Below are 23,453 nucleotides of genomic sequence, written 5' to 3'. Positions count from 1 at the left end.
CTAATATTATTAGTTAAATGCTTGTTTTTAACAGGTTATTAACTTGTATCTTTTATTTAATTACTAAAAATGGAGCCTTTTCTTAGCTAAAAGTGTTAACTTTATGCTAAGAAAATAATGTTTTATTTCTGTTGAAATTATGCGCGAAGAGTATCTAACAGGTTCTGACGAAAACATGTCGGCTGCCGAAAAGGAAATAGATAAGGCCCTGCGTCCTTTGAGTTTCCGTGATTTTACTGGTCAGGCAAAGATAGTTGAGAATTTGAAAATATTTGTGCAGGCGGCTCGTCGAAGAGGCGAAGCTTTAGACCATGTGTTGCTGCACGGACCTCCGGGTTTAGGTAAAACAACGCTTTCTCATATTATCGCTTCTGAACTAGATGCCAATATAAAAATGACCTCTGGTCCGGTGTTAGATAAACCCAGTGATTTAGCCGGGTTGCTAACTAATTTGGAGCGGAACGATGTGTTGTTTATTGATGAGATTCACCGCCTGAACCCAATTGTAGAAGAGTACCTGTACTCGGCTATGGAAGACTATAAAATTGACATTATGCTCGATTCTGGTCCCAATGCCCGAACTGTACAAATCAGCCTGAACCCTTTTACCTTGATTGGGGCTACAACTCGTTCTGGTTTACTAACCTCGCCTTTACGGGCTCGGTTTGGTATAAATTCCCGGTTAGAGTATTACGACTCCACTTTATTAACCAGTATAGTTAAGCGGTCGGCCGAAATCTTAGGATCACCTATTCATGAGGATGCTGCCTTTGAAATTGCCCGCCGGAGCCGCGGTACTCCTCGTATAGCCAATAACTTGCTGCGTAGGACCCGCGATTTTGCGCAGATAAAAGGAGATGGTACCATTACGGTAGAAATTGCCCGCTATGCTCTTAATGCCTTGGATGTTGATCATAATGGGTTAGATGAGATGGATAACCGGATTCTGAACACCATTATTGATAAATTTAAAGGTGGCCCGGTAGGATTATCTACTATTGCAACCGCTTGTGGCGAAGAATCTGAAACCATTGAAGAAGTTTATGAGCCATTCCTGATTCAGGAGGGGTATATTAAACGAACTTCCCGGGGACGGGAGGCTACTGAATTAGCTTATATCCACTTAGGTAAAATACCGCCTAAGCAGGTAGGTACTTTATTTGATATTACGAATTAAAAAAACTTCTAAACTTTTAGTTTATCAGGTGCCACGTGAGCAATTGCGTGGCATTATTTTTTATCAGTAAGTTCTTTTCAGAAACTAGTTAGTTGCTGGACCTATTTTGCCTTAATTTTGTTTCTCTTTAAATAAAAAGTAATTCATTGGCCTCTAAACAACAATATACCAACCTGATTAAGCAAAAAGCGATCGAATTGGGCTTTATGTATTGTGGTATATCCAAAGCTGACTTTTTGGAGGAAGACGCACCTCGCCTGGAAAACTGGCTGAAAAAGCAAATGCAGGGCGAAATGCATTACATGGAGAATCACTTTGACAAACGCTTGGATCCTCGGTTGCTGGTAGAAGGAGCTAAATCGGTGGTATCGCTTTTACTTAATTATTATCCTCCGGAAAAGCAAAATGAAGAAAGCTACCAGATATCCAAATATGCTTATGGCCAGGATTATCACTTTGTTATAAAAGACAAACTAAAAACGCTTTTGCAATTTATTCAGGAAGAAATTGGGGAAGTAGGCGGTAGGGCTTTTGTAGACTCAGCCCCGGTTCTGGATAAAGCTTGGGCCAGAAAAAGTGGTTTAGGTTGGGTGGGCAAGAACAGTAACTTAATAACCCCACAAGTAGGTAGTTTTTATTTTATTGCCGAACTAATTATTGATTTAGAACTGGAATATGACAGCCCTATAAAAGATTATTGCGGTACTTGTACAAAATGCTTGGATGCTTGCCCTACGGGAGCCATTACGGAGCCTTATGTGGTAGATGGAAGTAAATGTATTTCTTATTTTACCATTGAATTAAAGGATCACATTCCGGCCGAGGTAAGCGGGAAATTTGGAAACTGGATGTTTGGCTGTGATATCTGTCAGGATGTTTGCCCCTGGAATAGGTTTGCTAAACCCCATCAGGAGCCAGCTTTCCAGATAAATCCAACTCTTAAAAACTTAAAAAAAGAAGATTGGCGGGAAATTACCGAAGATGTATTTCGGGAGCTTTTCCGTAAGTCGGCCATTAAACGTACTGGGTTTAACGGCCTGTTACGGAATATAAAATTTTTAGAAGATGAAAAAGATTAAAAGGCTGCTTTGGTAAATACGCGTTTTACAATGTGGTGACAAATACCAGAGGCAAATTGTTCGTAGCACCAGGCTCTTAATAAAACCAGGTCTTGCTTTACTAAAACTTTAAAGGCCTTTCGCAGCTCTTTTTCGAATAACCGAATGTCAAAACTTACTTTAAGGAGAATGGTTTTTACATACTCTAACATGGTTTTAACAGATTAAAGGTTTTGGTTTATTTAAAAGGATTCTAATATAACCAATTTTCTATAAATTTTCAAGAGAGAATTCAGTTAAAAATAGGTTATATTAAAAAATAAGTATTTAAACCTAAGGCAAACTTTTATTACTAAGTATTAATATTTATACATAAAAAAAGGCCGATCTACTCGGCCTTTTTTTATGTATAAATATTTGTGTTTTTACATCCGAATAAATGGTTGCACAATGGCTAAAACCTGTTCTCTGGTTAAAGGTTCATCAAAAGCTTCTGAAGCAGCATTAGCGCTTACAGTAACAGTTCCAAAAGTACCTGCAATTGGAACATTAGCTTGGGTAGTTAGTTCCTCACCATCATAAATACCTTGCGTAAAAGCTGGTAAACCACCCCGATCTTTCATTGTAATCCAAGGCTTTTGTTGAGCAGCAATAGCTGGAGTATCTCTTCTCATGCGGCGTATATGAGCGGCATGACGGGCTTCTACAGAATGAATTCTTAAAGCGGCTTCCAGGACGGCGTTATTACTTACTAAATTTCCTGCCTGTCCCTTATAAGCCCGAACACCGGTATCTTCAAAAGCTTGGGCTACGGCTAACATGCTGCCATAGTTTGTAAACACAGTGGGAACCGCGCCTTTTGCGGTAAAATCAAAGTTGGCTGCTGTAAGTGCAACCGGAGTGCCACCTAAGGAGGTAATAGTGGAACGAAGCGCATTAACGTGTGCTACCTCATGATCTCTTATAGTAGTTAGCGCTGTTACAGCAATAGCTGGTGCACCAGCCGCCGGTGCAGCGGTTACGGCTTGTTTATAAAACTCTGCTTCTAAATGTTCTAATGTAAGCGCAAAATTAAGTACACCTACAATGTCAGCGGAAGTTTGGCCATAGGCTTTGTTTAGCATCGAGCCAAAAGCTAAAGGCACAGCAGTTGCCGCCAGTTTTTTACCAAATCCAGCAAAATGTTGAAATACTTTCCGACGAGAATCTAAGCGATCAAAAACTTCCGGATCAACTTTTTGTATCTCTGTAATAATATTTAATATATTCATGATTAGTTTCCTCCTAAAAATTATTGAGTTGGTAAATTGCTGAAATTGATTGTGTCTTTGATAAAGGGTTTGGCAGCTGTTAAAACCTCATTAGGCATCAAAGCTTTATCAAAGCCCATATTATCTATAACAGTGTTATCTGCAAATGAACCGTTAGAGATAAGGTCTCTTATTTCTGCAGCATGACGGGCTTCTACGGAAACAATTTTTCCGGCCAGGGTTAAATAAGTTAAGCCAGCACCAGAATTAGTAAATAATTTACCAGCTCCGTTATAAGCAGCAACTCCTAAATCTTCAAATGTTTTAGCAGCATTTAAAACGGCAGTTCTGTCGGATAAATTAATAGATGAAAAATCAGGGGTTAGATCCTTAATTCTGGAATTGGCCGGAATAGCTGCTTTCAAAAATTCCCGGTGAGCTACCTCGTGGTCTCTTATATCGGTTAAAACAGAACGTTCCAAAGCATTAGAGAAGGTGGTGTTAAAAGCCGAATGGCCTACTACCATGGTGTAAAAGGCAGCTTCCAATTGTTCTAAAGCATAAGCATAATTTAATACTCCCACATCTGCAGATCCTAAATCTACGCCGGAGTTAGTACTACCACTACCGCCATTATCGTCGTCATCGTCGCAGCTTACCAATAATAAAGTAGACAATGCTGCCCCTGCTCCCGCGTACTTAAAAAATATCCGACGTTGCATAGGAGTAGTTATGGCTTTGATTACTCCAGCGTCGTTCTCATTTTGTTTAATGATTTTAGACATAGTTCTATTTGTTTAAATGTTTTACATAAAAATTAACTATTTGCTATCACCAAGTTAATGTGCCTTTACCAACATTAATCGTAATATTCATAGGTGATAGAATCTACGGGGGATCAGTAGTGAATGGATTTCAGGTAGTTATAAAAAAAAACAAAATAACTAATAAAGGGGAGTTTTTATTTGTTAACTACTTGATTATAAGTAGATTGTGATTGATAAATAATTTCAAATTAATTTAAAATTTTGTAATTTTTTCTTAAAATTGAAAGAATAGCGTTAGAAATTTAGTTTTGGTGGTTATTTAATTAAGTTGAATTATTGATCAGTGTTAATTACAATTTCCATATTAGCTATCTTTGTATTACCGCTAAACAGAGTAAATGATTGGTACAATAAGAAATTTAAAGAGGCTGATTCTAATAATAAGTATCATGTGTGTTTCCCAACCAACTTGGGCACAAGAAGCGGTTATTGAATTTGGTAAAAAGCGGATTACAATAAATGAATATTTTACCATCTCTTTAAAAGTAAGAAATCAGGCAATTAACCAATTAGGCGATTTTCCTGAAATTGAGGGATTTAAAAAAAGCACCCGTACTCGTACAAAATCCAGAATTAATACCGGGAAACAATCTTTTATTGAAGAAACTATAACGCAAAATTATGCGGCCTATAAAGAGGGTGATTACCTGCTTAAGTCTTTTATTATTCAATTAAACTCAAAAGAAGTAACTTCCAGGGGTACTACTATCCAGGTAGATCCCATGCCCGAAGAAGATGCTTCTCCAGTAACTCCTCCACTTCCCGCACTTCCTATTGCTAAAGAAGGAACCTTTACGAACAGTCAGTCCTTTTTTAGTTTGGAGGCAGATAAGGCTAAAGTATATGTAGGGGAAGGCGTAAGAACAGAACTTGCTTTTTTTGTATCCTTATCGGAACAAGGAGTTTTGGATTTTTATGATTTTGCGAATCAATTCGCTTCTATTTCCCGTCAACTAAAACAAAAAAACGCTTGGGAAGAAGCCGTTGATTTAGGAGAAATTAAACCCGATACGGTTATTAGAAGTGGCAAAGGCTTCCTTAGGTTTAGATTAGCTGAAAGCATTTACTTCCCATTAACAAACCAAGCCCTTGTTTTTCCTGCAGTAAGTTTAAAAATGAACCAATTGGCAACTGAAGAAGCCTATGGATTTCCTGCTGCTACTCAACAGCAACTTGTTACATTTACTACCGAACCAAAACGAGTAGTAGTAATACCGCTGCCACCTCATCCGTTAAAAGATAAAGTGCCGGTTGGTCAGTTCAGGTTGCAAGAGGGCATTAACCAAACAACCTTCCGTTTAGGAAAAAGTTTTAGTTACACCTTTGAAGTAATTGGCGAGGGTAATTTGGAAGCTGTTATGATGCCTGAAGTCAAAAACGCAGGCGATTTGGATATTTACCCACCAGTAATTCAGCAAAGAAATAAGAGGGGTGAAGGTCAGCTAATCGGTAGTAAAAGGTTTAGGTATAACTTATTGGCTAAAAAGGCCGGAGATTATAAGTTAAATGATTTATTTTCCTTAGTATTTTTTAATCCTGTTGCAGGTGTATATGATACTTTGAAATCGGAACTTACAATACGGGTGGTAGGGGCAGAAGAAAATAAATTGGCTATAGCACCGGAAGAAACGGATAGTTTTTATCAGCTTATTCAAAAAGAACCAAATCAACTCAATAGTCTTTATCAGTTCGAGGAGATAAAATTATATACAAATGTGATCGTTTTGTTCTTAATTTGCATGGCATTGTTTTTAGTTTTTAAAAAATAAATTAATGAGTAATTCATACGGTAAGCTTTTTAAAATTACCACATTTGGCGAGTCGCACGGGCAATCAGTAGGGGTGGTAGTAGATGGATGCCCAGCTGGTTTAGAAATAACGGCAGAAGAAATTCAACAGGAGCTGGATCGTCGTCGGCCAGGCCAATCAAATATAACTACACAGCGCAAGGAAGGAGACGAAATTATGATCCTTTCGGGCTTGTTCGAAAATAAAACTACTGGTACGCCCATTGCCTTGATGGTAAATAATAGCAACCAGGCCAGTAAGGATTACTCTCACCTGGAACATGCGTACCGTCCATCTCATGCCGATTATACCTATTCGATGAAGTATGGCCTGCGCGACCATAGAGGAGGAGGACGTAGCTCGGCCCGGGAAACCTTAGCCAGAGTAGCAGCAGGGGCTATTGCTAATAAATATTTAAAGCAGCATAACATCCAGATTGCCTCTTACGTTTCTGCTGTAGGCAATATAAGTTTAGAAGAAACTTATGATCAGTTAGATCTGAGCCTTATTGATAGCAACAAAGTAAGGTGCCCGCAACCAGAGGTAGCTGAGGAAATGATTACTCTTATTGATCAAACCCGAAAAAACCGGGATACCATTGGTGGAGTAATAACCTGTGTTATAAAAAATGTGCCGGTTGGCTTAGGAGAACCTGCTTTTGATAAACTGCATGCCGAGTTAGGAAAAGCCATGTTAAGTATCAATGCTGTAAAGGGCTTTGAGTATGGTAGTGGTTTTGAAGGTACAAAATTGTATGGTTCGCAGCACAACGATGAATTTTACACAGATGAAACTGGTCGGGTAAGAACCAGAACCAATTTATCCGGAGGTATACAAGGGGGTATTTCCAATGGGGAAGATATTTATTTTAAGGTAGCCTTTAAACCGGTAGCCACCATTTTGCAGCCCCAAACAAGTATTAATGACGAGGGAGAAACTATCACGCTGGAAGGAAAAGGCCGGCACGACCCTTGTGTGTTGCCACGGGCAGTGCCCATTGTGGATGCGATGACAGCTCTGGTACTAATTGATTTTTTATTGCGCCAGCGGGCAGTAAAATAAGTTTACTAGAAATTTAATTTCTGAGGAGAGGATATGAAAAATTGTTTTTTAATTATCGTTCTGTTTTTTACACTTGTTTTTACTGGTTTTTCGCAAACCCAACCTGGTACGGCAGGGGCCGATGAAAATGATGAGGTAAGTAAAACAGATCCAGTTGAAATTAGAGGATCAGGTTTGAGTATAAAATTTTATCAGAAAGGCGAAAAAATACCTGCCACTCTGTTAAGGGAGGTCGTTACCAACAGTCCTGAAGCTGTAAGAGAAATGAAGTTAGGACGTAAAGATTATTTAGCTTCCATTGGGTTCAACACCGTTGGAGGGTTTATAGTAGGATATTCTATTACTAATGTAATTTTTGGCGGTGACATTAACGTACCGGTAGCGGTAATAGGAGCTGGTTTAATAGGGGTTGGAATTCCGTTTACAAAAAGGTTTTTGAAACATGCAGAAAATGCGGCCAATATTCATAACAGAAGCTTAAGTAATCGTTATTTCCGAAATTCAGAATTTCAGTTTGGGTTAAGTGGTACCGGCGTTGGTTTAAAAGTCAGCTTTTAAAAGTAAATTATCAGCATCCGTAAAAGCCGCTCCAATAGAAGCGGCTTTTATATTATAAAGTTTTACCTGATTTTAATTACGTTTTAAAACATCTGTTAAAAGTATAGTAAAAGTTCTATATAAATGAAGATTAATTTAATAGCTAATTTATTTTTACAAACTAAGTATTAAATTATCTGATTAATTTTTTTACTTGTAGTTTTGCAGATGAATTACCAAATAAAATAATGCGTTCTAAAAATGAAAACGCAGGCGAGACCAGAGTGAGAAAGTATATAATATCCAAGCGCATAGATGCTGTTTTTACCACACTTGCTGATATTCACTTTTTCATTGTCCGATTTTTCAGAGAGGTTTTTTTCCCTCCTTATGAATTCAAAGAAATTGTTAGGCAGTGTTATGAAGTAGGGGTTAAATCGTTACCGCTTATTTCCTTAACCGGGTTTATTATCGGGATTGTTTTTACAAATCAATCGCGAGTTTCTTTAGCTGAGTTCGGAGCTACTTCCTGGTTGCCAGCTTTAATATCAATTGCTATTGTAAGGGCATTAGCTCCTTTGGTTACGGCTTTAATTGCTGCCGGACGAGTTGGTTCCAGTATAGGGGCTGAGTTAGGTTCAATGAAAGTAACCGAGCAAATAGATGCTATGGAGGTATCAGCTACTAATCCATTTAAATTTTTAGTAGTAACCCGCGTATTAGCCACCACCTTTATGACTCCTGCTCTAATGATGTACGTGGTTTTTGTAGCATTAATGGGGGGCTATTTTAATGTGCATAAAAATGAGTTAACCAGTTTTACAGCCTACTTTGTTCAGGTTTTTAATGCCATAACTTTTTTAGACATTTTTTCATCCATCATCAAATCTTTTGTTTTTGGGTTTACCATTGGTATTGTGGGATGTTATAAAGGATATAATTCTTCTAAAGGAACAGAAGGTGTAGGTAAGGCCGCTAATTCTTCAGTAGTTACGGCCATGTTCTTAGTGTTTATTGAAGAGTTGTTAGCACTTCAGATTATTCATGCCATCCGGTTTGCTTAGTTCCTGGGAATTGTATGAAAAAAGTAAATCCTAATATTGATAAGAATAATAAGGTTATCTCTTTAAACGGGCTAAAAAAATCATTCGATGATTTTGATGTACTGCGAGGAGTAGACTTAAATTTATACCAAGGTGAAAACTTGGTAGTTTTAGGTCGGTCAGGAACAGGAAAATCGGTTTTAATAAAAATAATATCAGGTTTACTAAAGGCAGATGAAGGAGTGGTAAATGTGTTGGGTAGCAACATGAACCGCATTGCCGGAAGAGAGCTGGATAGGTTACGTTTAAAAATAGGTTTTTCTTTTCAGAACAGTGCCTTGTATGATAGTATGACTATACGGGAAAATTTAGAGTTTCCGTTGGTTAGAAACAGAAAGGAATTGGGGCGCAAGGAAATAGACAATCTAGTAGAAGTGGTATTAGAGGCAGTTGGACTTTCACAAACCATTAATCAAATGCCTTCGGAGCTTTCAGGAGGGCAGCGTAAACGCATTGGCATAGCCCGGACATTAATTCTTCGGCCAGAAATTATGCTGTACGATGAGCCAACTGCCGGATTAGACCCAATAACCAGTATTGAAATAAATAATTTAATTAACGAGGTTCAGACAAGATTTAATACCTCGTCTATCATCATAACCCATGATCTTACTTGTGCCCGTGATACCGGCGACCGCGTTGTGATGTTGTTGGATGGGCAGTTTCAGAGGGAAGGTACTTTTGAAGAGGTATTTAATACCGATGATGAGCGGGTAAAATCATTTTATAATTACAACTTTATCAAGTAAATGGGGTCTGCAGAAAATAAGCGTTTAGTAATAGTAGGATTATTTATTTTCCTTTCTATTGTTATTTTTATCTCTGGTGTATTTTTACTTGGCGGCCAGCAAAAGCGATTTGTAAGGAGCGTGACTTTGAAAGCAGTTTTTGAAGATGTAGCTGGGCTGAAGCCAGGTAATAATGTTTGGTTTTCCGGCGTAAAAATCGGGACTATTAAATCTATTAATTTCTATGGCAACTCGCAGGTAGAAATCGATATGAACATCGAAGAAAAAGCACAACAATATATCCGACGGGATGCCAAAGCCCGAATAAGTTCAGAAAGCTTAATTGGAAATAAAATTATTGTAATTTTTGGCGGTAGTAATGAGGTGCCTCCGGTTCAGGATGGAGACCGCCTAGAAGCCGAGAATCCGCTAGATACCGATGACTTAGTGGCGAAGCTGCAGGAAAATAATAGAAATCTGGTAGATATTACGAGTGATTTTAAAGTATTGAGTAATCGATTAGTTAAAGGGGAGGGAACGGTAGGAGCGCTTTTGGCTGATTCTGTTATGGCGCAGCACTTTCGGGATGTGGTTACTAATTTAAAACAAGCTTCGGCTACAACTGTTCGGGCTTCGGGGGCTTTAGCCCAGTTCTCTAATAAATTAAATAACAAAGAAGGTTTAGCCAATCAATTACTAACCGATACGATAGTTTTTAACAAGTTAACCAAATCCGTGGCAGAACTGGAAAAAACAACGGCTTCCACAGCCGAATTTACCAATAACTTAAATGCTGTAAGTGCTAAATTAAACAACACCAATAATACTGTTGGAGTGTTGTTGAATGATGAAAAAGTAGCCGGACAGTTAAAAACCATGATGGGTAATTTAGCAACTGGCTCTGAGCAGTTGAATGAAAACCTGGAAGCATTAAAAAATAATTTTTTGTTAAAAGGATATTTTAAACGACAGGCGAAGAAAGCAGCTAAAAACGAAGTAAAACAACAACAAAAGAATAATAATAATGAATAAAAAAAGCCGCTTAGTTAAACTAAGCGGCTTTTTTTATAATGTTGTATTTCTTATACGTTCTAAAGGGTTTTAGTACACGATTAAGAACCAAATTAGAGCAAGTACGGGCACCAGGAAAGGAATAGAATAAGATAAAATATATTTGAAGAAGGAAGGCATTTTAACTCCGGCGCTTTCTGCAATGGCTTTTACCATAAAATTAGGGCCATTGCCAATATAAGATAAAGCTCCAAAAAATACCGATCCCAGCGAAATAGCTTTTAATAACTGATAAGTATCCGGACTACCACCCAAGCCATAAGCAAAGTTTTGCACATCCTGAACATTGCTGTAACTCATGTTATATTTGGCCATTCCTAAAGATAAAAAGTTAGCATAGGTAGGCGCATTATCTAAAAAGCCAGATAAAGTACCCGACATCCAGTAAAGCGAATTGGGTGATAGTAGGTGGCTGTATTCTGGTAGAGCTGCTACGGCGGCAGCTAATTGTAAGGCCGGCATCATGGTAAAAAATATTCCAAAAAATAAGAATACGACCTCCAGGATTGGGCCAAATGAAAAATGGTTACCATTAAGGGCTGTTTTACTGGAGAACCGGTAGCAAAGGAAAGCGGCCGTTAATTGAATTATTTCCCGTACAAAAGAAATTTTCATTTCGCCAAAAGAGATAGCCGGTAAGCCCGGAATAACGTTTGGATCCAGAAATATAGCCCCAATAATAACAGATAACCAGAATAAATTACGTTTACCGGTAAAGTAAAACTCTACCTTTTTGTCTATTTTCTCCAGCACTTCCTTTTTAGGTTTGTATTCCTGATCTGCTTTGTTCCGAGAATCCAGGATGAAGAAGATCAAGGATAAGGCACTTATTCCAATCAGCCAGGGTAACACCAGGTTTTGCGTGGTCCAGAAGAATGGCACTCCTTTTAAAAAGCCTATAAATAGCGGTGGATCGCCAAGAGGAGTTAATAATCCACCAGCATTACTAACAATAAAAATAAAGAATACAATTTGGTAAGGTTTAATACGATTTACATTTAACCGAATAAAGGGACGTATCAGCAACAATGATGCGCCAGTTGTTCCTACAATATTAGCCAGGCAAGCTCCGGCTATTAACACGCCCACATTAATAAGAGGCGTAGCCCGGGCATTCGCATTTATATAAATCCCCCCGGCAGCTATGTATAAAGAACTCAGTAACGCTGCAAAAGAAACATAGTCGGCTAACGTTTCCACGGGCATATGATGATCATGGAGAACAAACAAATAGTAGGTTAAAACCAAAAGGCCTAGAAATACAGCTATTTTTTTATACTGATGCTCCCAAAAGTGGGGGAATAATACTGGGCCGGAAGCAATCATGCCTAGTAATAAAAAGAAGGGTATAACTAAAAAACTCGGGACTACATCCATAACGAACGAAAATCTTTAAGATGATAAAAATGGGTTTCTGCGGGTAAAAATAATAAATCCTGTTTAATAGGGGCCGGATATTTCAAAATTACAGAGGAAAACAAAGATCCTGTCTGAATGTCAGGCTTATTAAAGGGAACAACATGACAGTTCCGGTTGTTAAAAATAATATTTAACTTTGGAACAGAAATCGCAGTAAGTGATTTACGCGTTAATACAGAATATTATGTCAGAAAATAAAGAAAAATCGGTTTCGGTTTATGCGGAAGCAAACCCTAATCCGGAATCAATGAAATTTGTACTGAGCACCTCATTAGTTGCCGAAGGTGTTAGTGTAGATTATCCAAATTTAGAAAGTGCGGCTAATTCGCCGTTAGCGCAAGAGCTTTTTAACTTTGATTATGTATCTCGTGTTTTTATTGCCAGTAATTTTGTTACGGTTACTAAAAATACTGATATTCAATGGGTGCAGCTAATTCCTGAACTCCGTTCATTTATTAAATCGTATGTAGAAGCAGGTGGACCAATATTTTTACAGGATCCGGTGGCGGAACATGTACAAGCAACTTCTAATGCAACAGCTGAATTATCTGGTGATGATGCGGTTATTTCTCAAAAAGTTATTGACTTATTAGAAAACTACGTACGCCCGGCAGTAGAACAAGATGGTGGTAATATTACTTTTAAATCCTATAACCAGGGTGTGGTAACTGTGAATTTACAGGGTTCTTGCAGTGGCTGTCCATCTGCAACTGTTACTTTAAAATCAGGTATCGAAAATTTATTGAAACGGATGGTACCAGAGGTAACAGAAGTGGTTGCTGAAGGAGTAACTAGTTACTAATTTTATTTATATAATCTATAAACTAAAAAAGCCAGGGAAGTTCTCTGGCTTTTTTAGTTTATAGATTTTCAATAAAGAGTAGCTGCCATTAACCTGGATATTTTAGCATCTACCGCTTAGCAATTAGTATTTGACGAGTAAGTAGATTCATTTAGCTAAATAAATGTTGCTAGATAAATAAAGAAGATAAATTCAGGAATAAATTTTAATCTTCTTTTTTATATGAACCTGCTTTTCATCATCACCATATTTCTTTTTATAGCCTTTATTACTTACTTCTTCATTAATATTATTCATCAGAAAGTTTCAAAAGAGTTCAATTATATCCATAAAACGTATGGGTACCGGTATGGCAAAAAAGCTAAATTAGAGTGGGTTAGGAATAAAAAGAAATAAATTCAACGGTTTCCCTAATAGCTTAGCCTGTATTCTGATTTTATTTAGTGTTGGGTTTATAATATATATAGCGGTAAAAAACATAAATAAAAAAGGCCCGGTAAAATTTTACCGGGCCTTTTTTATTTATATAACCTTGCAATTAGCGAGCTTTCTCAGTTGCTAATTTAGGCGTTACTGAAGCAGTTGATGTTGGTTTGTCATCGTTAGTAGTATCCAATACAATTGGAGTAGCAATGAATAAGGTTGAGTAAGTACCAGAAAGTACACCAACTAACATAGCAAATGAGAAGCCACGTAAAGTCTCACCACCAAAGATAAACAAGATTACAACCACAAATAATACGGTTAAAGAGGTTATAATGGTACGGCTGAAAGTGTCGTTCAAGGCCGGGTTTATTACATCTTTCATTTTAGCTTTTGGATTATTGTTTAAATATTCCCGGATACGGTCGAAGATAACTACGGTATCGTTAATAGAGAAACCAATAATGGTCAGGATAGAAGCAATAAATACCTGGTCAATTTCATAAGATAAACCAAAGATGCGGGCAATAGCAAAGAAGGAAATTACCATTAATGCATCATGTATCAAGGCTACTACACCACCCAAGCTAAATTGCCATCTGGTAAAGCGAATCATTACGTAAATAAAGATACCGGCAAACGACAATAAAACTGAAATAATAGCCGTATTCTGAATATCGTCAGCCATGGTAGCACCTACCTTAGTAGAGCTTTGCACTACCGGATTCTCTCCTTTGAATTGTTGTAATCCATTTTGTAAAGCCTGATTTACCGTTTCGTCGGCTTCAGTAGATTCATCTTCAGCTAAGTAACTGGTGGTAATTTTTAAGCGATCAGAAGAACCAAAAGTTTTAACTTCTGTGCCCTGGCCTTTAAAATCATCTAATAACGCAGTTCTTACATCAGAGGCTGGTACGGCATTGTTAAAATCAACAATATAAGAGCGTCCACCTTTAAAGTCTACCCCTAGGTTAGGGCCGCCTTGCATGGCCATGGCTACAAAACCCAGAATAATAATGGTAGCAGAACCAATGTAAGCAGCTTTCCGATACTTAAGAACATCAAATTTTAGGTTCTTAAATAAACCACGGGAAAATGCCGTAGAGAAAGAAATGTTTGTAGCACCTTTACCGGATATCCACCATTCAATTAATAAACGGGAAATATAAACCGCGGTAAAGAAAGAAGTAGCAATACCAATCATTAAGGTAATGGCAAAACCTTTTACCGGACCAGATCCGAAGAAGTATAAGATAATACCAGCTAATAAGGTGGTAACGTTTGAATCGAAGATTGAGCTGAAGGCGCGATCATAACCTTTATGAATAGCATCCTTTATGGTTAAGCCGTTGGCTAACTCTTCCCGGATCCGTTCAAATATCAGTACGTTCGCATCTACCGACATACCCATTGTAAGTACCATACCGGCAATACCTGGTAAAGTAAGAGCAGCATTAAATTGTGCCAGAATACCCAGAACAAAGAAAATGTTGAATAGTAAGGCTAAGTCGGCAATTAAACCACCTTTGTTGTAGTAAAAAACCATAAAGGCAACCACTAACAACATGGCTGCTGCAGAAGAAATTAAACCTTGGTTAATGGCTTCTCTTCCTAAAGATGGTCCAACAACTGCTTCTTCAACTATTCTGGTAGGAGCCGGCATTTTACCAGCTTTAAGAATGTTAGCTAAGTCTTGTGCTTCTTCTATTGTAAAATTACCTGAGATAGAAGAGCTACCACCTGCAATTTCAGCTTGTACAACTGGCGCAGAGTAAACATATTCGTCCAACACAATAGCCACTTGGCGGCCAATGTTGTCGCCGGTTAAGCGTTGCCATTTACGGGCTCCGGTTGTGTTCATACCCATTGTTACTTCTGGGCGGCCTTGCTGATCAAAATCCTGACGGGCATCACTAATAAATTCACCAGTTACAGGAGCTTTGCCATCCCGACCTTTTTTAACTGCATAAAGTTCTAAATACTCTTGTTTATCCGGCGTAACAATTGGCTTAACTGACCATAAAAACTTCATGTTTTGTGGAAAGAGCGCTTTTACATTCGCATCGCGGAATAAAGCATTTACACGGGCTGTATCGCGTACGTTAGTACCTAAACCGTTAGGCATTGGAACAAATAACCGAGCTAATAAAGTGCTTTGGTTAGCCCCTAAAGAATCAGCTTTGGTATCCGCTGCATTAGCAACTTTGGTAGAGTCGCCGGCAGTAGCGGTGCTATCTACAACAGGTTTACCAGTTAATGGGTCAATTTGAGGAGTAGCAGGTTTAGCGGCTGATTGAGCTAAAACATCTGCTCCTTTAGTAGAGCCAGCTTTTAATTTATTAGCAGCTTCCTGTTTTACCAGGTAATCATTTAACTGAGATAAGTAAGGCGTAAATTCTTCTGGTTTCCATACTTCCCAGAACTCTAATTTTGCCATACCGGATAATAACTTCCGAACACGAGTTACATCTGTTACACCTGGTAATTCAATCTGGATGCGGCCAGTACCTTGTAAACGCTGGATGTTTGGCTGATTTACCCCGAATTTATCGATACGGGTTCTCAAGATATTGAAAGATCGGTCAATGGCACCTTCTACTTCGCTATCTATAGCTGCAATTACCTGCTCGTTGGTAGAAGAGAAATTGATTTTACCTTTATTGGCAGCATTAGAAAAAATAGCACTTAAACGACCAGTTGGGTTAATTTCGCGGTAGGCCTGACCAAATAAGGTAGTAAATCTATCCTGGCTATTGCTTTGGCGTTGTTGCGCTACTTGTAATGCTTTCAGGAAACTAGGATCCTTACTGTTACCAGACATGGATTTAATAATTTCCACAGGCGATACTTCTAAAGTAACGTGCATACCACCTTTTAAATCCAGACCTAATCCTAGTTCACTTTGCTGAATTTCCTCATAAGTGTAGCTTAAGCCTAAAAAGTTGAAAACAGGCTCTTTCCGGATAGAATCCAGGTAAGTAGCTTTTTTGTTGTTATCAACTATTCCTTTTGTATCCGTAGCATAAGCTTCGGCCTTCTTTTGCACGTTTCTGGAAACGAGCGAAAATGACAGATAGTAGAGGCACAGTGCGCTCACAACTATGGTCAATAAAAATATACCGGTTTTATTTCGCATTAGTAATTAAAAAATATAAAAAGTTAATAGTATTCTGAATATAGAATTTGTTTCTCCTCCGTTAAGAGGAAGGGGTACAAAAGCACCTTTAAGGAATAATATTCCTGTGTGACTATGGTGCTAAACTGCTATAAAATCAGGGAGCATTTGGTTGAATAACGGTAGCTAATAATAAGCTAAAGAAACCTGTTACAGTGCTTATTAAATTATAGCTACTATCAAAAGTATTTACCGGAGGTGTAAAATGGTAATAAATAAAATCAGTGAAAAAGGCCAGTTGCAGAACAATGTAGGAGGTAGTAGCCTCTAAAGAAACTTTCTGCTTTAGTGTGCCATGGGTGTCAGCAGCGGATTTATTTATCTGATGCCCTGATGTTGCTTCCGACTTGGTATAAGTAGTTACTTCGCGGTTGTTTAGGCCTACCACAAATAACAATGTGATAGCTGTAAACAACAGCCGTAAATTCTTTGATATGTTAGCCGGAAACACCATTGGGCTGCAAATATAAACTTATTCCGTTAAATCCGAAACTGAATTTTAAAGTTATTAAATCTCTTAGCTGTTGAAATTCTGCACCTTAGTGTTTAGATAGGAAACAAGTACGTCTAAGCCGCGCTCAAACTGCTTATTATTGGGGATAATAAGGTCAGCATCCTGCTTATATGGCTTAATAAATTTTTCGTAAGCCGGAACTACGTGGTTCAGGTACTTGTAAAGTACGTCATCTAAATCGTATCCGCGTTCTACTTTATCCCGAATAATGCGACGGTACATTTTTACATGTTCTTCGGCATCAATGTAAACTTTAAGATCCAACAGGTTAGCTACCTCCTCAAAGTAAAAGGTAAATATACCTTCTACAATTATAATAGGCGCCGGGAAAAACTTTAGTTCTTTGGGTACTACATCCGGATTATTAAAGGTGTACTCCAGGCAGGTAAAGCTTTTTCCTTGGCGCAGTTTTAAAATATCACCGGCATACCGATGGCTATCAAAAGCAGCTGGTTCATCAAAATTAAAAAGGACATTCTCTTCTTTAGATAAACCTGGTTGAGGAAAATAATAGTTATCCTGAGAAATAAGACAAATATCTTCGGGACGGAAGGAGTCTATTAATTTATGTAAAAAAGTGGTTTTGCCAGAAGCACTACCACCCGTTATGCCAACAATAAATGGCTTCTGCATGAAAGCGTATGTATTAAAAAATTAAAGTTCTAGGTATTTAATAGGCCTAACAATAATATGACCTAAAAAATTTTATTTCGTCAAATATTATTAAAATTTTTGACTTTTAAGATAATTAACTAATTGTTCCATGGCTCTTCCCCTGTGACTTATTCTGTTTTTAGCCTCCGATGACATTTGAGCAAAAGTTTGTTCATGGCCTTCTGGTGTAAAAATTGGATCGTAGCCAAAGCCTTTATCGCCAGCAGGAGCTTCTGTTATTTTACCGGTAACTATGCCATCAAACTGCTCTACCTGGCCGTTTAAAATTAAAGTTATGGAAGTACGGAACTGAGCACTACGGTCAGATTTACCTTCTAAATTTTTCAATAATAATTCCATGTTACTCCTGTTATTGCGGGCCGGACCAGCATAACGAGCTGAATACACGCCAGGAGCACCATCTAAAGCTTTTACTTCTAAACCAGTGTCATCAGCAAAACAGCTCACCCTAAAATTCCGCCAAACATATTCGGCCTTCTGGTAAGAGTTTCCTTCTAAAGTATCCTGCTCCTCGGGTAACTCCTCTACACAACCAATATCTTTCAGGCTTAGTACCTCATACTGATTGCCGACAAGTTGCCGGATTTCGGTAAGTTTATGTTCGTTGTTACTGGCGAAGCAAAGTTTCATGGGTGCAGGTTTATTTTAATTAGGTTTTCAGTTTATAATAAGTAGCAAAGATAATTCCTTTTGTTTTAAAGAAATGCGTACATTATAAATGCTTCTACTCATTAAGGGCTGTAATTGGTTTCTGAAAACTATAATAAGAGTTTGTTACAGAAGGGTTATTTTACTGCTGGCTCAAAAGTTTATCTAACTCTTTGTTTATAAGAAAGCTTAATTCCTTTGCCTTAATAATTATCATTAAATGAGTTCCTGCCTCAACCAAAGTAAATCCTTTAATATATTTGGCCGGAAAAATTAAATCGTTCATGCCATGTAATTGCACTACATTGGGTATTGGGGTAGTATTAGCCCAGTTAGCAATTGCCGTTAAGGCCCATTTTACATAAGCCACATCCAGTTCAGAAATTATTTGATTTAATAACTTTTTAGCTTCTGTGGTATTGGCTCCAAAAATAAAAGCCTGTAGGTTTCTGAAAGATTTACCCCAGTGTAAGGGCAGGAGATAAGGTAGCCGAAGTTTTCCTGCCAGGCGGTAATACCAAGGCATCTCAAAGCGGGTTTTTACACTGGATATTTGAATTACCAAGGCTGGGTTTAAAATTTTAGCCAATTCTACCGCCATTATGCCGCCAAAAGAAACGCCTATTAAAACAAGCTTATCAGCTTTGGGTATCTGAGGTAGTAATTGTTGGGCATATTGAGGCAGGTCAGCCTTACCATCTGGCTTTACCCATTTAATATTGGTAATGGCAAAACGCTTATCTAAGGTCAGGTATTGGAACATCCGCTCATCCACGCCTAAACCCGGTAACAGGCATATATGATACAAGGGGCTAAACTAAATAAGCGCCAAACTTTTCCTTATCAAAAGTAACCCGAATATGTTCCTGCAAGGTAGTAGAAAGCGATAAACCCGTGTAAGTGGCATTTATCGGGTACAGGGTGTGGTGCCGGTTGATTAAAGTGGTAGTTTCCAGTTTTTTTACTTCTGCTTTCAGGAATAGCTGCATGGCATAAGCCAATGTTTTACCAGAGTTTAGTACATCATCTACTAAAATAACTACCCGGTTAGTAAGATTCACCTCAGCAGGTTTAATAACGATTGGTTTATCTATGGGATGAATTTTATCGAGGGCAATACTAACCAAGGTTACCTTTATATCAGAAATTTTTTCTAGTTCTTGCTGTAAATGCTCGGCTATCAGATATCCGTTTTCCAATATGCCAGCCAACAGAATTTCCTGCTCTTCAAAGTTATTTTCATAAATTTCGAAAGCTATCCGTTTTAGTTTCTGCAGTATTTGGTCGCGATCCAGAATGCGGTTAGATATATTTAAAGTTGTATTTCCCATGATGAGCAAGCCTCGTTATTCAGGTCAAATATCCATTACTAAAAGCAAAAAATAAAATAAAATTATTAATTTGCTTGGAGTCAGGGGGGGTAGCTACGTTTTAGTTAGCATAAGTAATTAAAATATTTAGAAAGGATTAGGTGAAAATAAAAATTATCTTTATTTTTGCAGTCCGAATTCGAATTTGAAAGTTTTATAAAGATAAAAGTACCCATGAAAAAAGATATTCATCCTCAATACAGAGAAGTAGTATTTCAGGATACATCCAGTGATTTTAAATTTATTACCCGTTCTACCATGACTTCTAACGAAACTATTACCATGGAAGACGGTAACACTTATCCAGTAATTAAAGTGGAGGTGTCTTCTGCTTCTCACCCATTCTATACTGGTAAAAACCTTTTCGTGGATACTGCTGGACGTATCGAGAAATTCCAGAAGCGTTACAAAAAATAACCAGGATACTTTTAGTATTTATGAAAAGTCTTCCCGTATATCGGGAAGACTTTTTTATTTTTACACCATGAATATTATCCTGTTCGACGATAAGACTATCCGGCAAAATCTGCTGCCCCTAACTTTTACCAGGCCCGTAGCAGACATTCGTACCGGAATATTAACTATAGCGGAAAAGTGGAAGCATTTTTTTAAAGATAATGTTTCTTATTTAACACAAGATTACCTGCAGGCAAAGTTTCCATCCAAACCGGGAACCGAGAATGTGTATGTAAATGGTGCTATTTGCCCTGATGTGGCATTAGTAGTAAAAATAAGGAGCCTGGAGCCAGGAAAAGCACTATTTAAAAACAAAGAGCTTATTGCCTTCCACGCCGATAGTTACAGCTTCAATAAGTTATCTGAATTTTATAGCCATACCTTTGAGACGGCCGGCGAATATCCTTCTGATGTTCATTTTGTGCGGGAAGTGTGGCATATTTTCCAGTATAACGGCCAACAAATTCGTAGCGACTTTGATTTTATTACTACAGGTCTTAAAAGTCAACCAATCACGGATCCGTATACCATTGTTTATAATCCTGAGAATATTTACTTGGAAGAAGGCGCAGAAGTAAAGGCTGCCATTTTAAATGCTTCTAACGGGCCTATTTATTTAGGAAAAAATGCCAAAGTAGAAGAAGGTGCTATTATTCGTGGCCCGTTTTCTCTAGGTGAAGGCAGTATTGTAAATATGGGCGGAAAAATGCGGGGTGATAATTCCATTGGTCCTTATTGCAAAGTAGGCGGCGAAATTAGCAATTCTATTTTATTTGGTTATTCCAGCAAAGGGCACGATGGCTTTATCGGCAACTCGGTAATTGGAGAGTGGTGTAATTTAGGTGCTGACACTAACAGTTCCAATATGAAAAATAATTATGCCGAAGTGAAGCTCTGGAATTATGCCAAAGCTGGTTTTAAAAATACCGGATTGCAATTTTGCGGTTTAGTTATGGGCGATCATACCAAGGCCGGAATCAATACCATGTTTAATACCGGTACCGTTACAGGGGTAAGCGCAAATATTTTTGGCGCGGGTTTGCCGCGTAATTTTATTCCTTCTTTTTCCTGGGGAGGATCTTCTGGCTTTGAAACCTACCAGTTGCGTAAAGCGCTTGAAACTGCTGAAAAAGCCATGGAAAGGCGCGGAAAAGTTTTAACCGAGGTTGACAAAGCTATTCTAAGTAAAGTTTTTGAGCTGGAACGCGAATACCGGACCTGGGATAGAAAACAGGAAATCCATATTAGTCAGAATTAATAGAGTTATAATTTAATACATGTTTTTCTCCGATATACCCGGGCATGCCGAGACTAAAAAGTTGTTGTTAAAGTCGGTGCAGAACCGGCATGTGGCACATGCTCAATTATTTATGGGAGCGGAGGGAAGTGCCAATCTGGCATTGGCATTAGCTTACGCTACTTATCTAAACTGCGAGAATCCACAACCCGAAGATAGTTGCGGTACGTGCGCTTCCTGTTCTAAAATGAATAAGCTGGTGCATCCCGATATGAACTTTGTCATGCCGGTAACTTCCGCTAAAAGCAAAGAATCTCTGAGTCAGAACTTCCTTACGGAGTGGCGCGAATTTGTACGGGGGAATCCGTACCAGACGCTAAATGACTGGATGCAGTTTATTGGTGCCGAAAATAAACAAGGAAATATCTCAAAAGATGAAAGCCGGCAACTTATCCGTTTTTCGTCGCTAAAAGCATTTGAGGCTGAGTTTAAAATTATACTAATTTGGTTGCCGGAACTAATGCATATAACGGCCTCCAATGCTCTTTTAAAATTACTGGAAGAGCCACCAGCTAAAACCATATTTTTATTAGTAGCCAATTCATCAGAAAAGATTTTGGCCACTATTTTATCGCGTACTCAAAAAGTTAATGTTCGGGCGTTCTCGGATGAGGAGATAATCAATTATTTAGAAGAAAACCTGCAGGTAGAGGAAGCGGTGGCGCACCAGATTGCTAACCTAGCCGATGGTAACCTGCAGGCGGCCATGAAGCTTAGCCGGGAACTTACCAGCGACTATTTTTCATTTTTTGTGCAGTGGATGCGAAATTGTTATGCCAATAAATTTGGAGAAGTAGTAGATATGAGCGATGAGTTTCAGAAACTGGGCCGGGAGAACCAGAAGGCTTTTCTGCATTACGCTTTAAATAATTTACGTCGGGTGCTGTTGTATGGAGTTGACCAGCGGTTAGTACCTTTTATTCCTCCTGGTGAACAGGATTTTGTAGGAAAATTTTCTAAGTTAATTAATCCCGCTAATGTTACCCGCTTGTCCGAGGAGTTAAGCAATGCGCATTATCACATAGAGCGAAATGCCAATCCTAAAATTGTTTTCGTTGATTCTTCCATTCAAATTGCTAAATACTTAAAAAGTTAATTTAATTAATGTCTGATATATATAGTAAACCGGTTCGGATTGCAACTCGCGGTAGTCGGTTAGCCTTGTGGCAAACACATTTTGTAGCTGAAAAGTTAAGAGCTGCCGGCTTCGAGGTAGAAATAGAAGTCATCAATACCAGAGGCGACATGGTATTAGACCGGTCGTTGGATAAGATTGGAGCCAAAGGTGTATTTACGGAAGAACTGGAAGAGAGCTTACGTTCCGGTGCCACCGATATTGCCGTTCACAGTGCCAAAGATATGCAATCTGTATTGCCGGATGATTTGGAGCTACTGGCTTTTATGGAGCGGGAGCAGGTAAATGATGTAGTTATATCCTTTGATTCGCAATTTTCCTTAGACCGTGAACAAATAGTAGTGGGTACGTCATCTACCCGTCGGCGGGCTTTATTAGAGCGCTATTACCCTAATGTAATTGCATCCGAATGCCGGGGTAACTTACAAACCCGAATCCAAAAGTTAAAGGAGGGACAGTATGATGCCATTTTACTGGCTTATGCCGGGGTACATCGGATGCAGTATAATCATTTGGTTACCGAAATTTTGCCCTTAGATAAATTTGTACCAGCCGCAGGCCAGGGAAGTATCGCCATAGAATGTGCCAAAACCTTAGATTTAAACCGGAAAATAGCCATTAAAAATTGTCTGGACCACGAAGAAACGCATTTGTGTTTATTAGCGGAAAGAGCGTTTTTACGAACTATGGAAGGTGGCTGTAGTATTCCATCGTTTGCCTTGGCTACTCTTGAAGATGGTAAAATACAAATAAACGGGGGGGTTGTAAGTTTAAATGGGCAGCAGATGGTAACCGATCGTTTAGAGGCTCCGGCTATTGATGCAGTTCTTTTAGGTGAGAAGTTAGGCTCTAATATTTTGCAAATGGGTGGAGATAAAATATTGGCCGAGATTAGGGCTCAACGTGCTTAAGACTAGGTGCTGATGTTTATACAAAGG

Annotated in this window: 23 protein-coding genes; 13 read left to right on the top strand and 10 right to left on the bottom strand. The window is 38.4% G+C overall.

Annotation, left to right across the window (positions count from 1 at the left end):
- Nucleotides 1-139 precede the first annotated feature (139 nt).
- Both ruvB and queG read left to right on the top strand, forming a co-directional pair.
- The gene (gene ruvB, locus ADHAQ_RS0102850; protein ID WP_026461637.1) at nucleotides 140-1,177 is read left to right on the top strand and encodes a Holliday junction branch migration DNA helicase RuvB; all 1,038 of its coding nucleotides are present in this window, start codon (nucleotides 140-142) and stop codon (nucleotides 1,175-1,177) included.
- A 146-nt stretch (nucleotides 1,178-1,323) separates the two neighbouring features.
- On the top strand, nucleotides 1,324-2,256 hold the full coding sequence (queG, locus tag ADHAQ_RS0102845) for a tRNA epoxyqueuosine(34) reductase QueG (protein ID WP_026461636.1): 933 nt from the start codon (nucleotides 1,324-1,326) through the stop codon (nucleotides 2,254-2,256).
- On the opposite strand, the gene ADHAQ_RS0102840 is transcribed toward queG, so the two are convergent.
- The 3 genes from ADHAQ_RS0102840 to ADHAQ_RS0102830 form a co-directional block, all read right to left on the bottom strand.
- Nucleotides 2,253-2,447: a hypothetical protein gene (locus ADHAQ_RS0102840; protein ID WP_026461635.1), complete on the bottom strand. Its 195-nt coding sequence runs from the start codon at nucleotides 2,445-2,447 to the stop codon at nucleotides 2,253-2,255. The genes queG and ADHAQ_RS0102840 overlap by 4 nt on opposite strands.
- A gap of 213 nt (nucleotides 2,448-2,660) precedes the next feature.
- Complete coding sequence (locus ADHAQ_RS0102835; protein WP_026461634.1) at nucleotides 2,661-3,506, bottom strand: ferritin-like domain-containing protein; 846 nt, start codon at nucleotides 3,504-3,506, stop codon at nucleotides 2,661-2,663.
- A gap of 20 nt (nucleotides 3,507-3,526) precedes the next feature.
- Entirely contained in the window at nucleotides 3,527-4,270 is a 744-nt protein-coding gene (locus ADHAQ_RS0102830; protein WP_034256533.1) for a ferritin-like domain-containing protein, read from the bottom strand.
- A gap of 431 nt (nucleotides 4,271-4,701) precedes the next feature.
- Here ADHAQ_RS0102830 and ADHAQ_RS0102825 point away from each other — a divergent pair, with 431 nt between their 5' ends.
- The 6 genes from ADHAQ_RS0102825 to ADHAQ_RS0102800 all read left to right on the top strand — a co-directional run bounded on the left by ADHAQ_RS0102825 (nucleotide 4,702) and on the right by ADHAQ_RS0102800 (nucleotide 10,562).
- Nucleotides 4,702-6,081 carry a BatD family protein gene (locus ADHAQ_RS0102825; RefSeq protein WP_026461632.1) on the top strand — a complete coding sequence of 460 codons (1,380 nt, stop codon included), beginning with the start codon at nucleotides 4,702-4,704 and terminating at the stop codon, nucleotides 6,079-6,081.
- Nucleotides 6,082-6,085: 4 nt separating this feature from the next.
- Nucleotides 6,086-7,162, top strand: coding sequence for a chorismate synthase (gene aroC / locus ADHAQ_RS0102820; protein WP_026461631.1), 1,077 nt, complete (start codon nucleotides 6,086-6,088; stop codon nucleotides 7,160-7,162).
- A gap of 33 nt (nucleotides 7,163-7,195) precedes the next feature.
- Nucleotides 7,196-7,720: a hypothetical protein gene (locus ADHAQ_RS0102815; protein ID WP_026461630.1), complete on the top strand. Its 525-nt coding sequence runs from the start codon at nucleotides 7,196-7,198 to the stop codon at nucleotides 7,718-7,720.
- Between the two features lie 227 nt (nucleotides 7,721-7,947).
- Nucleotides 7,948-8,763 (top strand): MlaE family ABC transporter permease, encoded by an 816-nt coding sequence (locus tag ADHAQ_RS0102810; RefSeq protein ID WP_051359679.1) that lies wholly within the window; start codon nucleotides 7,948-7,950, stop codon nucleotides 8,761-8,763.
- A gap of 14 nt (nucleotides 8,764-8,777) precedes the next feature.
- A complete protein-coding gene (locus ADHAQ_RS0102805; RefSeq protein ID WP_026461628.1) occupies nucleotides 8,778-9,551 on the top strand; it encodes an ABC transporter ATP-binding protein in 774 nt (257 codons plus the stop codon).
- A complete protein-coding gene (locus ADHAQ_RS0102800) occupies nucleotides 9,552-10,562 on the top strand; it encodes an MlaD family protein (protein WP_026461627.1) in 1,011 nt (336 codons plus the stop codon).
- Between the two features lie 69 nt (nucleotides 10,563-10,631).
- Here ADHAQ_RS0102800 and ADHAQ_RS0102790 read toward each other — a convergent pair whose 3' ends face one another.
- Nucleotides 10,632-11,978, bottom strand: coding sequence for a sodium:proton antiporter (locus ADHAQ_RS0102790; protein WP_026461626.1), 1,347 nt, complete (start codon nucleotides 11,976-11,978; stop codon nucleotides 10,632-10,634).
- Between the two features lie 226 nt (nucleotides 11,979-12,204).
- On the opposite strand from ADHAQ_RS0102790, the gene ADHAQ_RS0102780 reads away from it, so the two are divergent.
- Entirely contained in the window at nucleotides 12,205-12,822 is a 618-nt protein-coding gene (locus ADHAQ_RS0102780) for a NifU family protein (RefSeq protein WP_026461625.1), read from the top strand.
- 538 nt (nucleotides 12,823-13,360) lie between these two features.
- Here the strand turns inward: ADHAQ_RS0102780 and secDF are convergent.
- The 6 genes from secDF to ADHAQ_RS0102740 all read right to left on the bottom strand — a co-directional run bounded on the left by secDF (nucleotide 13,361) and on the right by ADHAQ_RS0102740 (nucleotide 19,588).
- Nucleotides 13,361-16,381, bottom strand: coding sequence for a protein translocase subunit SecDF (gene secDF, locus ADHAQ_RS24365; RefSeq protein WP_051359678.1), 3,021 nt, complete (start codon nucleotides 16,379-16,381; stop codon nucleotides 13,361-13,363).
- 136 nt (nucleotides 16,382-16,517) lie between these two features.
- On the bottom strand, nucleotides 16,518-16,874 hold the full coding sequence (locus tag ADHAQ_RS24360) for a hypothetical protein (RefSeq protein WP_034256532.1): 357 nt from the start codon (nucleotides 16,872-16,874) through the stop codon (nucleotides 16,518-16,520).
- Nucleotides 16,875-16,937: 63 nt separating this feature from the next.
- A complete protein-coding gene (gene udk / locus ADHAQ_RS0102755; protein ID WP_026461624.1) occupies nucleotides 16,938-17,567 on the bottom strand; it encodes a uridine kinase in 630 nt (209 codons plus the stop codon).
- A 90-nt stretch (nucleotides 17,568-17,657) separates the two neighbouring features.
- A complete protein-coding gene (locus ADHAQ_RS0102750) occupies nucleotides 17,658-18,239 on the bottom strand; it encodes a non-canonical purine NTP diphosphatase (RefSeq protein ID WP_026461623.1) in 582 nt (193 codons plus the stop codon).
- Nucleotides 18,240-18,399: 160 nt separating this feature from the next.
- Nucleotides 18,400-19,065 carry an alpha/beta hydrolase gene (locus tag ADHAQ_RS24355; protein ID WP_157433332.1) on the bottom strand — a complete coding sequence of 222 codons (666 nt, stop codon included), beginning with the start codon at nucleotides 19,063-19,065 and terminating at the stop codon, nucleotides 18,400-18,402.
- Between the two features lie 4 nt (nucleotides 19,066-19,069).
- The gene (locus ADHAQ_RS0102740; RefSeq protein WP_026461622.1) at nucleotides 19,070-19,588 is read right to left on the bottom strand and encodes a phosphoribosyltransferase family protein; all 519 of its coding nucleotides are present in this window, start codon (nucleotides 19,586-19,588) and stop codon (nucleotides 19,070-19,072) included.
- Between the two features lie 213 nt (nucleotides 19,589-19,801).
- On the opposite strand from ADHAQ_RS0102740, the gene ADHAQ_RS0102735 reads away from it, so the two are divergent.
- From ADHAQ_RS0102735 to hemC, 4 genes are all read left to right on the top strand, one after another.
- Nucleotides 19,802-20,044 carry a type B 50S ribosomal protein L31 gene (locus ADHAQ_RS0102735; protein WP_026461621.1) on the top strand — a complete coding sequence of 81 codons (243 nt, stop codon included), beginning with the start codon at nucleotides 19,802-19,804 and terminating at the stop codon, nucleotides 20,042-20,044.
- A 67-nt stretch (nucleotides 20,045-20,111) separates the two neighbouring features.
- Nucleotides 20,112-21,341 carry a GlmU family protein gene (locus ADHAQ_RS0102730; protein ID WP_026461620.1) on the top strand — a complete coding sequence of 410 codons (1,230 nt, stop codon included), beginning with the start codon at nucleotides 20,112-20,114 and terminating at the stop codon, nucleotides 21,339-21,341.
- 19 nt (nucleotides 21,342-21,360) lie between these two features.
- The gene (locus ADHAQ_RS0102725; RefSeq protein ID WP_026461619.1) at nucleotides 21,361-22,476 is read left to right on the top strand and encodes a DNA polymerase III subunit; all 1,116 of its coding nucleotides are present in this window, start codon (nucleotides 21,361-21,363) and stop codon (nucleotides 22,474-22,476) included.
- A gap of 8 nt (nucleotides 22,477-22,484) precedes the next feature.
- Nucleotides 22,485-23,426 (top strand): hydroxymethylbilane synthase, encoded by a 942-nt coding sequence (hemC, locus tag ADHAQ_RS0102720; protein WP_026461618.1) that lies wholly within the window; start codon nucleotides 22,485-22,487, stop codon nucleotides 23,424-23,426.
- The last annotated feature ends 27 nt before the right edge of the window (nucleotides 23,427-23,453 follow it).

Origin of the sequence: Adhaeribacter aquaticus DSM 16391 (assembly GCF_000473365.1) — a bacterium.
GTDB lineage: Bacteria > Bacteroidota > Bacteroidia > Cytophagales > Hymenobacteraceae > Adhaeribacter > Adhaeribacter aquaticus.
This window is presented reverse-complemented; position numbering and strand designations above follow the sequence as displayed.